The organism is Runella sp. SP2 (assembly GCF_003711225.1).
GTDB lineage: Bacteria > Bacteroidota > Bacteroidia > Cytophagales > Spirosomataceae > Runella.
This window is the reverse complement of sequence record NZ_CP031030.1, coordinates 4,137,269-4,150,953: the sequence shown is the minus strand read 5'-3', so window position 1 is coordinate 4,150,953 and position 13,685 is coordinate 4,137,269. Positions and strand designations below refer to the sequence as shown.

Genomic DNA, 13,685 nt, shown 5'->3' with positions numbered 1-13,685 from the left:
CGGGAAGGTGATTTACGATAAATATTTCAAAAATTCACTCTTCGTGCCGTCTTCTTGAAACTTGCCGCCGTAAAACGCCGTCACGGTCGAGCTGGAGTCGTCTTGTACCCCGCGAGAAGCGACGCATAAGTGTTTGGCATCCATCACGATAGCCACGTCTTCGGTTTGAAGAATTTGCTGTAACTCTTTGGCGATTTGTACCGTAAGGCGCTCTTGTACTTGCGGGCGCTTGGCAAAATACTGAACAATACGGTTCAGTTTAGAAAGCCCAATCACTTTCCCACTCGAAATGTAAGCCACGTGCGCTTTGCCAAAAATAGGAACAAAGTGGTGCTCGCAGTTGGAGTAAAAACTGATGTCTTTTTCCACCAACATTTCGTTGTATTTATACTTGTTTTCAAAGAGCGTTGCCTTGGGCTTATTCGCAGGGTTCAAGCCTGAAAATAGCTCTTTTACGTACATTTTTGCTACGCGATGCGGAGTTCCATTGAGGCTGTCGTCGGTGAGGTCAAGCCCAAGGGTTTCCATGATGGCACGGAAATGACCCTCAATTTTGGCCACTTTTTCTACGTCGCTCAGTTCAAAGGCGTCCTCGCGCAAAGGCGTATTGTAAGCACTAAATAGGTGATCATCTCCCCAGTCGTCGATGTTGAGTTCACCCAAATCTGCGTGGTTAGGCAGGGTATTCCACAAAGTTTCGTTCTGTTTCATAAAGCCGTATTTTCAAATCGAGCGACTCTGCTAAGTGCTCACGTAAGAGATTATAAATGACAATTGAAATGTTTTCTGCGCTGGGATTCATGTTTTTAAACTCCTCAGTATCCAGATTTAGATTTTTGTGGTCAAACTTAACTAAAACCGTTTCCTCGATTAAATCATTCAACCATTTCAAATCTACAACGTAGCCAGTTTCGGGATTTACTTCGCCCGTCACTTGCACAATCAGCTCGTAATTATGTCCGTGGTAATTGGGATAATTGCATTTCCCAAAGACACGCGCATTCTGTTCGTCCGACCAGGTCGGATTGTTCAGACGATGTGCGGCATTAAAGTGTGCCTTCCGAAACACCGCCACTCGTGGGTTGCTCATATAGTGATAAAAATCTGTTTTTTGTTGGTTTTACGTACGTGCCGAGGAGTCGTCAGAAAGTTTGTCTGCAACACCCTCTCGACCGTTGGGCGTGGTACCAATTAGCCCGAAGGTAAGTATCGTTTGTCAACAGATTACTTAACATTAGTAGGTTTGAAATAGTTTTGAAGTTTTAGGAATAACGGCTAAAAAATGTGCAATTTTTTTAGTAACTTTTTGGAAATGAGTTTATTAAAAATAGGGGGTGTTGTTTAAGTTACTTTGTATAGGTTGAAAAAAGTGAGCAAAGCCAGTTATTTTCAGGTGTGCAACCCGAATTAATGTTAGTTTTGTGTTTTTAATACATACAGAAAAGATATGTATAAGAAAACCGAAGGGTCGAAAAACACGTTAATAGCAGTATGAGTGAAATTGCCAAAGAATCCACCGAAGAGAAATCGCTGAACTTCATCGAACAAATCATTGAAGAAGACATCCGTACGGGTAAACACGAAGGCCGCGTCCTCACGCGCTTTCCACCCGAACCCAATGGCTATTTGCACATTGGGCACGCCAAATCCATCTGTTTAAACTTTGGAGTGGCCCAGAAATACGGAGGAGGTACCAACTTACGCTTTGACGATACCAATCCCGTTACGGAGGATACCGAATACGTTGAGTCAATCAAGAATGACGTTCAATGGCTTGGTTTTCAGTGGGTAAATGAATTTTATGCTTCTGATTACTTTGATCATTTGTACGCTTTTGCCATTGATTTAATCAAAAAAGGACTGGCATACGTGGATGAATCTACCTCAGAGCAAATCGCTTCTTTGAAAGGAACACCGACGGAGCCAGGTATCAACAGCCCGTACCGTGACCGTAGCGTGGAAGAAAATTTGGATTTGTTTGAGCGAATGAAAAACGGCGAGTTTCCTGAAGGCTCTCGTACGCTTCGTGCCAAAATCGACATGGCGTCGCCGAATATGATCATGCGCGACCCAATCATTTATCGGATTAAATTTGCCCACCACCACCGTACAGGCGACAAATGGTGCATCTATCCGATGTACGATTTTGCCCACGGTCAGTCGGATTCTATCGAACAAATTACGCATTCAATCTGTACGTTGGAGTTTATTCCTCACCGCGACTTGTACGATTGGTGCATTGATAAACTGGAGATTTTTCCCTCAAAACAATACGAGTTTGCGCGCCTCAACCTGACTTATACCGTCATGAGCAAGCGCAAATTGTTACAACTTGTCAACGAAGGCCACGTGACGGGCTGGGACGACCCACGGATGCCAACCATTTCGGGGCTTCGCCGTCGTGGCTATACGCCAGAGTCAATTCGTGAGTTCTGCGACCGCATTGGTATCGCTCGACGCGACAACCTTATTGATGTGAGTTTGCTGGAGTTTTGCGTTCGCGAGCATCTTAACAAAATCGCACAGCGCCGCATGGTAGTGCTCGATCCGCTCAAAGTGGTCATTACCAACTTCCCCGAAGATACCGTCGAGCTTTGCTTGAGCGAAAACAACCCCGAAGACCCCAACGGCGGAATGCGTGAAGTGCCATTTAGCCGCGAGGTTTATATCGAACGGGAAGATTTTATGGAAAATCCGCCGAAAAAATTCTTCCGTTTGGCCGTAGGACAAATGGTGCGTTTGAAGAGTGCGTACATCATTCGTTGCGACGAAGCGATCAAGGACGAAGCGGGAAATATCATTGAATTGCATTGTTCGTACCTCGAAAACAGCAAGAGTGGCAACGATACCTCAGGCATCAACGTCAAAGGAACGCTCCATTGGGTGTCGGTTTCGGAGGCGTTACCGATTGAAATTCGCCAATATGATCGTTTGTTTAAAGTAGAGGATTTAGCGTCGGCGGAAGGAGATTTCAAGGACCACATCAATCCAAATTCTTTGGAAGTGATTACGGGATACGCCGAGCCATCGCTCAAAGAAGCAACAGTTGACACCAAAATCCAGTTTGTTCGCAAAGGCTATTTCTGTTTAGATACCGACGCTACACCCGATAAACTTATCTTCAACCGCACAGTAGGGTTGAAAGATACGTGGGGAAAAGTAGCAGGGAAATAAATTTCTGAAGTTTTGATAGAAAAACGGCATTGTAGCTTTAGAAGTTGCAGTGCCGTTTTTTGTGGTTAAATTGCAAGGGAATGTTTTGGAAAAGGCCCCAGTAGAGCTATGAAGAAAATCTTGTTAGTGGAAGACGAAGTCAATGTTGTGAGCTTTATAAAAAAAGGCTTGACCGAGGAGGATTTTGAAGTGTCGGTGGCTTTAGACGGTAATTCGGGGGTTCAAATGGCCTCGAGCAGTGACTATGATTTGATTATTCTTGACATTATGCTTCCCGACAAAAATGGAATTGAGGTTTGTAAAGAGCTGCGCAACAACCAGATTCAGGTACCGATATTGTTTTTGACGGCCCTCAATACCGCCGATAATATTGCGTTGGGGCTTAATTCTGGGGCAGACGATTATTTGGCTAAGCCCTTCAAATTCATTGAGTTGGTAGCACGTATAAAGGCACTTTTGCGGCGAGCAAGCCAGGGTGGGAACGAGGCCAAGGTCAAAGAGAATGTGTATGTGGTGGCCAACTTGAAAGTGGACGATGACTCCAAAACCGTAGAACGAAATGGGGAGCTTATCTCCCTCACTGCTACCGAATATCGACTGCTGGTTACTTTGCTAAAAAACAAAGGCAAAGTGCTTTCAAGGGTGGATTTGCTGGAGAGTGCGTGGGACATCAATTTTAACCTAGCCACGAACGTCGTGGATGTTTACATCAATTATTTGAGAAAAAAACTTGATTCAGCCTACGAGCCTAAGCTGATTCATACCGTGATTGGCATGGGCTATGTGTTAAGAGAAGCATGAAAACCCAACTGAAAATAGCGCTTTTCCTGATTTTTACCAACAGCCTGATGCTGCTTCTGTTTGGGGGAAGTATCTATTATTTTTTGTATAATTATTCCTACACTGACTTTTATAAACGACTAGAAACGCGGGCGACGATTGCGGCGAAGTATAATTTTGATGCCGATAAAATCAATGCCGAGCCGTTTAAAATTATCCGTAAAGAACACCTCGAAAAGCTGTCGGACGAAAAAGAGTATCTGTATAGGGTCGAAAATGATAACGATTTAGCTGAAATGGTAAAAAAATCAGAACTCCCGATGACGTTTTTGAAGGAGATTTTGAACAAAGGGAAAGCCACGCGTCAGATGGGCGAAACCTTTTTTACGGGAATTCGGCACGAGAGCAACAATCAAACACACATTGTGGTAGTATCGGCCAAAAACTACTATGCCTCCAATCACTTGTTGTTTATGCGCAATGTGATTTTACTTGGTGTTCTTTTTATTGCCTTGATAACCACCTATTTGTCTTTCTTTTTCTCAAAGCGAATCTTCGACCCTATCAAGCACATTACTGATCGGGTGAAACAAATAAGCAAGGATAATATTCATTTGCGCATCGAAGAGAAAAAAAATGATGCCGAAATTAGCCAATTGATTTCTACGTTCAATGACCTCCTAGATCGGCTTGAGACTTCGTTTGAAACCCAAAACAATTTCGTTAGTAATGCCTCGCACGAGTTTGGCACGCCACTCACGTCTATCATGGGAGAAGCCGAAGTGATGCTGATGAAACAGCGCTCGCCCGAAGAATACCAGCAGTCGTTGATGAGTATTTTGGGCCAAGCTGAGCGCCTGAACCAAATCACGCAAACGTTGCTGTATTTGGCTCAAACGGGTTATACCAACAAGCGGGTTAATTTTGAAATTCTACGAACCGACGACCTGATTTGGCAAGTCAAGGAGATGATTGATAAACTCAATCCTAAGAATAACATCCAAGTGGACTTTAGCTTGTTGCCCGAGAATCCCAAAAAATTGAAAGTGATGGGCAACCGCCAGCTGCTTTCGCTGGCGTTTACCAATATATTAACAAACGCTTGCAAGTATTCCAACAATAAGCCCGTTGTGGTGACGATTGCCTCCAGCGATGACCAAGTTTTTTTGGCATTTACGGACCACGGGATTGGGATTCCCGAGTCAGAACTTCCGTTTATTTATGACCCGTTTTTTAGGGCTTCCAACACCCGAAACTTTGAAGGCTATGGTATCGGATTGCCTTTGACCCGTAATATCATCAAAATTCATAACGGTCAATTGCAGCTTTCTTCAGTCGTCAATGAAGGGACGACGGTTCAAATTAGGATTCCTTTGGCAAAAATTCCGTAAAAAAATCATTTCTTATCGAATTCTAATCTGCTTCTTAAATCATTCTTAGTCGGGGGTAGCACCTTTGCATTGGTTTTAAAAACGACTAAGCGCATGGAAAGAACAATATTAGTGCCGATAGATTTTAAAGTTGAGTCGCTAAATGCCCTCAGACTGGCATTGAATACCATCAATGCGGGAAAAGTAAATGTGGTGTTGATGTACGCCAAAATTCCTACAGATTCCATATCGGATTTTTTGTTTTATTCGCCAGATGAAATGGTGGATACCCTGAAAACAACTGAATTTGAAGAAGCAATTGCTATTATCAAGAATAGATATGAATCTCTTTTGGGAAGTATTAGTATTGAGCTTTTTCATGGGTATAGTGCCAATGCCTTGAGTAATTTCCTAGAGGCTCGAAATATTGAAAAAATCTATTTCTCCAAAAACTATAAATTAAAACCTGGCAAAAAAGGTTTTGACCCTACTCCATTATTAAAAAAATCAAGGGTGTCTTACCAAGAGGTAGGCGGGGAAAGCGTTGTGGCTGAACGAAAAACCTTGAGCACTCTTTTTAACTATTTTGGGCTTGAAATAGCTAATCATTGATTCAGACTTACATTATAGATTGACCCACGCGTGACTCGATCGGCATTTTTACATTTTGGTAGAAATGCCGATTTTTCTTTCAAAGTGCCATTTATCGCATTCTTGAGCGCCAAGGTTTCGTTTGAAACGAGCCAAACTGGCTTTAGGCTGGCCAGTGGCGTCAACTGAGATGCCCAAATCTAAAATGGTTACACCTTCTTGCTGGGAAAATTCGTACAAACCTTTGGTTAATAACACCGAGGGGCTGTACTGTCGATAGGTCAGGTTGTCGGCGGGACAGAAGTGATAGAGTACATTTTTTCCAACGCGGACAGTTAGCCCTAATGAGGCAATTTCTTCGCCATTTTTGACGCAAAATACCCGAAAAATTTCAGGAAAAACGGTCAACCAAAGCCGCAGCTGCTCTTCACGAAAAGAAAGCGAATACCCGAGTCGTTGGCGGTTATGGGCAATAAACTGATACACTTGTTTGGCATCAGGAGCTACCCATTCTTCAAATCGAAAACCTGCTAGCTGGCACTTTCGTAATCGTCGCCGTTCGGAGGCGTGAAGCTCTGTCTCAAAAGGCTGCGAGGTTACCGAAATGTAGTGATTGATAGAGGACTGGTTTATCTGAAAACCGTGCCGCACCAATCCGCGCTTGATAAACGAACTACGGGCAGGATGATAACAGCTTGGGTAATGACGAATCGACAGCGACGTGATGCCGTGCGATACGGCAAAAGATTCAATGGAGTTTAACCAAACACTAAAATCGGCATGGCTGACAACTTCGGCTACTTCAAACGACCCAAACGATGCCCTTAGCGGACTAATCCCTTGCTGATTTTGGACAAAAAGATGGAAAAAACCGTGAAGTTCTTGCTGCGTCTCGGCATCGGTGAGCACAAAAGTATAAACTTGCTCGGCTTGTTGGTGAACGACGTGCAAGGGCGTATTGAAGAGCCAAGGCGACCAACGACCCCGAAAACGGGTAAGCGCATCGGGGTCATTGACGAACACCAACGAAGAAAAAGCCCGCTGAATAGTGGCCTGAACCTTATTTTTTGGAAGAAGGTGTGTCATTCGTTCGTGTGTTGTCGGGCAAAGATAAGAACTTAATCACAACCTTTAATCTGAGCACTAAAAGTACTATTAGAGGCGCTTTGAAACCCAGGTGCGAGGATAATGGTTTTTCCTGCATAAAATGAAGTACTTCCGCCCAGTAGCGTTCCTTTACTTTGAATGACTTCGTGGGCTTGATAGGTTGCGGGGGCAACTGGGCCAACTAGCTGAGTTATTGTGGGAGGACAAGACAGAGTTCGTGTTTCTTGAATCGTAAAGTTGTGACAATGAACATTAGATACGGCCCATTCGTAAATTGTTGCCTGATTGAGCGAAGATAGCATTGTGGAAAATATTCCTGTAGAATCTGCTGTCAGTACAGGAAGGGTTATCCAGTCGGAAGTAGTGTTTTTTACACGATATTTGAGTAAATAACTTTCGTTTCTAGAAGCCTGCCATCGAATGTCAAAGGATGTATTTGTAATGTTGAGAGCATTGAAGGCAACGGGGATATCATGAGTTTTTACTGACAATAGAGCGTAGTTACTTTTACATTCAGGATAGGTCGTATGTACACACGCAGTATATACTTTTAATGGGCTAGTGAGTGTGGGTGTAGTTATAAAATTATTATTCACCGTAAGGCTTGATAATTGAGTGAGTAGAGAGTCGCTGAAAGCTTTTAAAGTGTACAGTCCACTACACCCTTTTACTGAGATATTGAGAATAGTGCCTATGCAAGCGCTTGTATCAATGGATTGTGGCTGCGGAGCAGGGAATTGGCATGGTATGCAAGTTGTAGATGCAAGTGTGGTAGTAATGTCTATGTGAGAATTTGTAATACTGAAAATACGTACAGTAATGGTTTGCGGGGAAATTGGATTAGGTAGGTCTGCGACTAAAACACCGTTTAAAGGAATAGTTTTTGAACCTACTGTATAATTGGCAGTTCCTGTGTAGTTAATGCCAAATGTAAAATCATATCTATCAGTGATAGTATTACCTTGGATTGTTAGCTTAGCATCATTATTAACACTTTGGCCTTTTAATCCGCAACTTGCAGGTACTGCTGCAACATTAATAGTAGGAGTTGAAAGGGTAGATTTAAGCCCAATTTGATAAATTTTCCCTTCATCTAAGCTCGCAACGTACAATTCTCCGCTGGTGTCTTGGCCAAAAGTGACAGGAGAGGAAGTGAGAATACCTTGAAATGTATTGATGCGCTGACCATTTGGGGAACGAAAAAGTGTCCAAAATTTACCCATGACCCAATCTGCATATAAATAATGCCCTCGTAGGGCGGGATATAGGTTTCCCCGATAGACATATCCGCCCATAACCGAAGCACCACTTGTAGTATCAGATACCCAGCCTTGATATTCTTGAATTGGATAGATAAGAAGAGTAGTATCACTGCACCCATTAGAGGAATAAGGGTGACTACCTTCATAACATCGCCAGCCAAAATTAGCCCCGCCTAAATTAGGGTGGGCTAAAAAATTGACTTCATCCCAATGGTCAGCGCCGTTGTCTCCAATCCACAAATCACCTGTTTGCTTGTCAAAACTCATTCGCCAAGGGTTACGTAAACCGCGTGCCCAAATTTCGTCAGGAATGCTATCTCCAAGGGTTTGGTAGGGATTGGTAGTTGGAATTTTATAATTGGGTGCAGTACTGACATCAATTCGCAGAACTTTTCCCAGTACAGTTTTGAGGTTTTGGGCATTGCCTGGAGAATCTCCCATGGTTTTACGCGTCCCTAAACCATCATCTCCTGTTGTGATGTATAAGTATCCATCTGGCCCAAAAGCAATTTCTCCACCTGTATGTCCACCAGGAACTAAATAGGGTAAGGTAAGAATCTTGGCTTCTGACCCAGTGAGGGTAAGATTAGGATTGGAAGGGTTTCTCTTGAACATTACAATTTGCCCTAGCCCGTCTTGTTTTCGATAATAAACAAAAAAAATACCATTAGAAGAGTAATTAGGAGAAAAACAGAAGCTATAAATCGAAGCTCCAGTCATACTTATATCTAAAAAAGGTGTTGGATGAACAATCCCATTCTGAATGATTTTAATCTTCCCCGTAAGCTCAGAAACAAACAAGCGATTATCGCCCGCAGTTTCAATATCACTTGGTTGATTAAATCCGGCTGCATATTCGGTTAATTGAATTTGAGGTATTTGGTTCTGCGATTTTAGAGTATATGAGAAGAGAAAAAATAAAAATAGACATAACGCTGCCTTTTTCATGATTTAGAAACGGTTTGGTAGTACCCAAATATAAATACCTTACTTGAAAACCGCTAACTTTGTAGCATGATTTCGATTACCAACCTCTCGTATTATCTCGGCGACCGTGCTTTGTACGAAAACGCCTCGCTTCATATCAAGCCCAAAGATAAAATTGGCCTTATTGGTCTGAACGGAACAGGGAAGTCCACCCTGCTGCATTTGATTGTGGGTAACTACCAGCCCGATGCAGGAAATATCTCAAAAGCAGGTGGTTGTACCATTGGGTTTTTGAACCAAGATTTGCTCTCTTACCAAAGTGATGAGCCTATTTTGACGGTAGCTTTGCAAGCCTTTGAGCGCCAATTGGTGCTTCAACGCCAGATAGATGAAGTAATTCATCAAATGGAAACCAATTACGAAGATAAACTGGTGGATCGACTTGCGCGCCTGCAAGAGGAGTTTGAGGCATTGGACGGCTATACCATTCAGTCGAAAGCTGAGGAGATTTTGGAAGGACTTGGTTTTTCGACAAGTGACTTACAAAAACCGCTGCGGCAGTTTTCGGGAGGTTGGCGAATGCGCGTGATGCTGGCCAAGTTGCTGTTACAAAAACCTTCTTTGCTCATGCTCGATGAGCCTACCAACCACTTGGACTTGCCTTCGATTCAGTGGGTGGAAAAGTATGTTCAGAGCTACGAAAATGCGGTGATTGTGGTCTCGCACGACCGTGAGTTTTTGGACAATGTCTGCGATACAATGGTGGAAGTAAGCAACCAAAAGTTAAACTATTACGGCGGGAATTATTCATTTTATCTCGAAGAAAAAGCCCTTCGTAACGAGATTCAAAAAGGAGCTTACGAAAACCAACAGGCTAAAATCCGCCAAACGGAGCGCTTTATTGAGCGCTTTAAGGCCAAAGCAACCAAAGCAAAACAAGCCCAAAGCCGCGCCAAAATGTTGGAACGAATGGATCGGGTGGAGGCTGTAGTGGATGAAAATGCCAAGGTGCATTTTCGTTTCCAATTTACGACCCAGCCAGGCCGTCATGTGCTTCAATTGGAGGATGTTTCGAAAGCATACGGCGAAAAGGAAATCCTGAAACATACCAATATAACGATGGAGCGCGGCGACAAAATTGCGCTTATCGGGGCCAATGGTAAAGGAAAATCCACGTTGTTGAGGGTCATTGCAGGCACCGAGCCTGTCGAAGGGGAGCGGCGACTGGGTCATAATGTGCTCTTTACCTTTTATGCCCAGCACCAGTTGGAGTCGCTTAATATAGAACATACGATTTTAGAAGAATTAAAATACGCCAATCCGACCAAAACCGAAACCGAATGTCGGACGATTTTGGGGTGCTTTTTGTTTACGGGTGACGATGTTTTTAAGAAAATTAAGGTGTTATCGGGAGGGGAGAAATCGCGGGTTGCGTTGGCAAAAGTGTTGGTGTCTCAAGCCAATTTCTTGTTGCTCGATGAGCCTACCAACCACTTGGATATGCAGTCGGTGAATATCCTCATTCAGGCGCTTCGTCAGTACGAAGGGTCGTTTGTGGTGGTTTCTCACGACCGTTTCTTTGTGGAAGCCATTGCGGAGAAAATTTGGTACATCGAAGAAAAAGAAGTGAAAGAATACCCTGGTACCTACCAAGAGTACGAGTGGTGGCAAGAAGAACGCCAAGAAGAAGTGGTAGCAGTCCCTGCGGAAACTGTGGTAGTACCGCAACGCTCGGCGCCTGTGCCTACGAAGAATACGTCTTCGGGCTCGTCGCACCAGCAAAAGACGCTTCAGAAAAAAATCACCCAACTCGAACAAGAAATCGACGAGTTGGAAAAACGTAAGAAAGAAGCGGAAGCACAGTTGGCTGACACTGCCATTTACAGTGATGCGGCGAAATTGGCCGAAGTGAATAGAAAATACACCGAAGTCCAGCAAAAAATTGCGGCGACCACCGACGCGTGGGAAAATGCCATGATGGAAATGGAGGAGTTGGGGTAGTTAAAACAAAGGCCCTCCAAGTTTTGAAAACTTGGAGGGTCTCATCTCAGCATATACTCGTCGTTTCGTCGGGTTTTGAGAAACCCTCATCACTTCGTGAGCAACCCTTACCACAACCCTCATCACGGCACTATTAATTCTTCATTCGAGATAGTTTCTCATAATCGAGTACCGTAATCAGGCTTCCTTTCATTTCGAGAAGATGTTCGTCTTTGAAATCAGAAAGGGTGCGAATAACCGTTTCGGTCGCGGTGCCCACGATACTCGCTAAATCTTCGCGGGTGATGGCAATGGCAAAAGGCTTTGTTTTATCTTCTTGGTAGCGATTGGCTAGCATTATCAGCGCTTCGGCTACGCGTTTTCGTACGGAGTTGTAGGCAAGTTTCAGCAATCGCTCTTCCCGCTCGCGCACTTCATTGGAAAGCATTTTGATGAACTTCGTGGCTACGTCGCGGTTGTTGTAGAGAAGGCTATTAAATTCATCTTTGGGAATGATAACCACTTCACTGTCTTGCAGCGACACGGCCGATTCTTGGTAGGGCGTGTTTTCCAATAAATCTAAATACCCAAAAAAATCGCCAGGTTTGTGAAGCTCTACAATGTATTCTTTCCCAAACTCATTGGTCTTTGAGTTTTTGATTTTTCCACTTTTTAAGAAATAAACGGCATTGGGATAACTTCCCTCCGAATACACCGTTTCGCGCTTTTTATAGAGCTTCGTTTTTTTGTTTTCTGACAGTTTTTTGAGCGATTCAAACGATTTTACTTCGTTCAAAAACTGCGTCAGACCTTCTTCTGTACGTGAATACTCTGTTTTGAGCAAATCGTTTTTACGCAAGCGCGTTTCTACCGCACTGAGCAGCTCTACGTCGTCGTAAGGTTTGGTCAAATAATCGTCTGCCCCAAGGGTCATTCCTTTGCGGTAATCGGCTTTTTCCGCTTTGGCCGTTAAGAAAATAAAGGGAATACTGGCCGTTTCAGCTTCTTTACTGAGCAAATGCAACACCCCGTAGCCGTCGAGTTCGGGCATCATGATGTCGCAAATAATCAGGTCAGGCTGCTGTTCTTGAGCGATTTTAATGCCTTTCTTGCCGTTTTCTGCCGTTAGTACATTGTAGTGTGCTAACTCCAAAATTTCGGTCGTATTCTCCCGCATGTCGGGATTGTCTTCTATCAGTAGAATGGTCTTCATGTGGCTAACAATTCGGAAGGTCGAGAGACACCGTCGTTCCTTGATTCAGTTGACTCGTAAGCTGGATTTCGCCTTGCATCAACTGAATGTATTTTTTTACAATGTTTAGCCCAAGGCCAGTTCCTTGTATCGTCCCAGAGTTGTGTGCGCGGAAAAAGCGGTCAAACACATACGCTTGGTCTTGTTCGGGAATCCCAATGCCTTGGTCTTGTACTTCAAAGCGAACGGTTTTTTCTTTTTTAGATGAACGTAAGAAAATTTGCTTGCCCGCGTCCGAATATTTGGAGGCGTTTGAAAGCAAATTGATGAGTACATTTTTGAGCAAATGACGATCGACACACACTTCAGAATCACCTTCGTGGGTGTATATAATCTGCTGGTTTTCTTTGCAAACTGATTTGAGTTCGTCCACCAATTCTTTGCAAAAATCAGTAACAGGAAACACAATCGGCACGTTGCGGATTTGTCCTTCTTCGAGTTTGCCGAGCGACAAAAAGTCGTTTAAAATCTCGGTCAAGTTTGTTACCGTGGATTTGATACGTTGGACGTGTTTTTGACGTTTTTCGTCTTCTTCAGCGTGCGTATAACGTCCAATCAAAGACGCAGAAGAGAGAATAGTCGCCAATGGCGTACGGAATTCGTGCGAGGCAATCGTCACAAATTTCGTCTTCATGTCGTTGAGTTGGCGCTCTTTCTCCAGCGCCCGCATCACTTCCTGTTTCGACTGCTCAATCTCCTCTAGCGCATGTGCCAGTTCACGGGTGCGTTGCTGCACGCGCTCTTCCAAGTCGGCGTTAAGGCTTTGGATTTGGCGGTGTGCTTCTAGCAATGCCTCCTCTTGTTTTTTGCGCAGCGAAATGTCGATAATAAAACTTACAATGTATTCGCCATCGCTGGTGGCAAACGGACTTAAACTGATTTCGACAGGAAACTCCGAATTATCTTTACGCTTGGCATTGAGGTCTAGGTTTCTCCCCATGTTCCTTGCCTTGGGATGCTGGGAGTAATTCATGCGGTGATCTACGTGATTGCGGGCATATCGTTGAGGAATAAGAATTTCTATTTTCTTACCAATCAACTCGTCTTCATCGTAGCCAAATAATTCTTCGGCTTTGGGGTTGACCAACTGTATAGCTCCCCACGAATCCACGACAATAATTCCCTCCGTTGCACTTTTAAAGAGTGCATCTAACATTTCGACGTGTCTTCTCATCGCTTGGGTTTGCTGAATGAATATTTCTAACATACCAAATACGGAGGTTACGGTGATTTTTCCAAAAG

Annotated in this window: 11 protein-coding genes; 5 read left to right on the top strand and 6 right to left on the bottom strand. The window is 43.7% G+C overall.

The genetic code is table 11. The features are described 5' to 3' along the window. Nucleotides 1–12: 12 nt before the first annotated feature. A complete protein-coding gene (folE, locus tag DTQ70_RS16490; RefSeq protein ID WP_122931825.1) occupies nucleotides 13–711 on the bottom strand; it encodes a GTP cyclohydrolase I FolE in 699 nt (232 codons plus the stop codon). After that, nucleotides 674–1,090: a 6-carboxytetrahydropterin synthase gene (locus DTQ70_RS16485; protein WP_122931824.1), complete on the bottom strand. Its 417-nt coding sequence runs from the start codon at nucleotides 1,088–1,090 to the stop codon at nucleotides 674–676. Before DTQ70_RS16485 ends, folE begins: the two co-directional genes overlap by 38 nt. A 401-nt stretch (nucleotides 1,091–1,491) precedes the next feature. Here DTQ70_RS16485 and DTQ70_RS16480 point away from each other — a divergent pair, with 401 nt between their 5' ends. The 4 genes from DTQ70_RS16480 (at nucleotide 1,492) to DTQ70_RS16465 (ending at nucleotide 5,936) form a co-directional block, all read left to right on the top strand. Beyond that, nucleotides 1,492–3,174 (top strand): glutamine--tRNA ligase/YqeY domain fusion protein, encoded by a 1,683-nt coding sequence (locus tag DTQ70_RS16480; protein WP_122931823.1) that lies wholly within the window; start codon nucleotides 1,492–1,494, stop codon nucleotides 3,172–3,174. Between the two features lie 108 nt (nucleotides 3,175–3,282). Continuing rightward, nucleotides 3,283–3,975, top strand: coding sequence for a response regulator transcription factor (locus DTQ70_RS16475; RefSeq protein WP_122931822.1), 693 nt, complete (start codon nucleotides 3,283–3,285; stop codon nucleotides 3,973–3,975). Then, entirely contained in the window at nucleotides 3,972–5,345 is a 1,374-nt protein-coding gene (locus tag DTQ70_RS16470; protein ID WP_122931821.1) for a cell wall metabolism sensor histidine kinase WalK, read from the top strand. The genes DTQ70_RS16475 and DTQ70_RS16470 overlap by 4 nt, the downstream gene beginning before the upstream one ends. 93 nt (nucleotides 5,346–5,438) lie before the next feature. Beyond that, nucleotides 5,439–5,936, top strand: a complete 498-nt coding sequence (locus tag DTQ70_RS16465) for a universal stress protein (RefSeq protein WP_122931820.1) — start codon at nucleotides 5,439–5,441, stop codon at nucleotides 5,934–5,936. 48 nt (nucleotides 5,937–5,984) lie between these two features. Here the strand turns inward: DTQ70_RS16465 and DTQ70_RS16460 are convergent, their stop codons facing one another. Together DTQ70_RS16460 and DTQ70_RS16455 are read right to left on the bottom strand one after the other, a co-directional pair. Then, nucleotides 5,985–7,001 (bottom strand): GNAT family N-acetyltransferase, encoded by a 1,017-nt coding sequence (locus tag DTQ70_RS16460; RefSeq protein WP_122931819.1) that lies wholly within the window; start codon nucleotides 6,999–7,001, stop codon nucleotides 5,985–5,987. A 32-nt stretch (nucleotides 7,002–7,033) separates the two neighbouring features. Further along, nucleotides 7,034–9,232 (bottom strand): PQQ-dependent sugar dehydrogenase, encoded by a 2,199-nt coding sequence (locus DTQ70_RS16455; protein WP_122931818.1) that lies wholly within the window; start codon nucleotides 9,230–9,232, stop codon nucleotides 7,034–7,036. A gap of 66 nt (nucleotides 9,233–9,298) precedes the next feature. Here DTQ70_RS16455 and abc-f point away from each other — a divergent pair, with 66 nt between their 5' ends. Next, the gene (gene abc-f / locus DTQ70_RS16450; RefSeq protein WP_122931817.1) at nucleotides 9,299–11,212 is read left to right on the top strand and encodes a ribosomal protection-like ABC-F family protein; all 1,914 of its coding nucleotides are present in this window, start codon (nucleotides 9,299–9,301) and stop codon (nucleotides 11,210–11,212) included. Nucleotides 11,213–11,345: 133 nt separating this feature from the next. On the opposite strand, the gene DTQ70_RS16445 is transcribed toward abc-f, so the two are convergent. Beyond that, nucleotides 11,346–12,404: a response regulator gene (locus DTQ70_RS16445; protein WP_028525340.1), complete on the bottom strand. Its 1,059-nt coding sequence runs from the start codon at nucleotides 12,402–12,404 to the stop codon at nucleotides 11,346–11,348. Between the two features lie 4 nt (nucleotides 12,405–12,408). Further along, complete coding sequence (locus DTQ70_RS16440) at nucleotides 12,409–13,650, bottom strand: PAS domain-containing sensor histidine kinase (RefSeq protein ID WP_122931816.1); 1,242 nt, start codon at nucleotides 13,648–13,650, stop codon at nucleotides 12,409–12,411. Nucleotides 13,651–13,685: the final 35 nt, after the last annotated feature.

Bases quoted from the DNA above. Each gene is read 5' to 3' on its own strand.
- DTQ70_RS16480 (WP_122931823.1), top strand. From the start codon at position 1,492: ATGAGTGAAATTGCCAAAGAATCCACCGAAGAGAAATCGCTGAACTTC.
- DTQ70_RS16465 (WP_122931820.1), top strand. From the start codon at position 5,439: ATGGAAAGAACAATATTAGTGCCGATAGATTTTAAAGTTGAGTCGCTA.
- DTQ70_RS16485 (WP_122931824.1), bottom strand. From the start codon at position 1,090: ATGAGCAACCCACGAGTGGCGGTGTTTCGGAAGGCACACTTTAATGCC.
- DTQ70_RS16455 (WP_122931818.1), bottom strand. From the start codon at position 9,232: ATGAAAAAGGCAGCGTTATGTCTATTTTTATTTTTTCTCTTCTCATAT.
- DTQ70_RS16440 (WP_122931816.1), bottom strand. From the start codon at position 13,650: ATGTTAGAAATATTCATTCAGCAAACCCAAGCGATGAGAAGACACGTC.
- DTQ70_RS16475 (WP_122931822.1), top strand. From the start codon at position 3,283: ATGAAGAAAATCTTGTTAGTGGAAGACGAAGTCAATGTTGTGAGCTTT.
- folE (WP_122931825.1), bottom strand. From the start codon at position 711: ATGAAACAGAACGAAACTTTGTGGAATACCCTGCCTAACCACGCAGAT.
- DTQ70_RS16460 (WP_122931819.1), bottom strand. From the start codon at position 7,001: ATGACACACCTTCTTCCAAAAAATAAGGTTCAGGCCACTATTCAGCGG.
- abc-f (WP_122931817.1), top strand. From the start codon at position 9,299: ATGATTTCGATTACCAACCTCTCGTATTATCTCGGCGACCGTGCTTTG.
- DTQ70_RS16445 (WP_028525340.1), bottom strand. From the start codon at position 12,404: ATGAAGACCATTCTACTGATAGAAGACAATCCCGACATGCGGGAGAAT.
- DTQ70_RS16470 (WP_122931821.1), top strand. From the start codon at position 3,972: ATGAAAACCCAACTGAAAATAGCGCTTTTCCTGATTTTTACCAACAGC.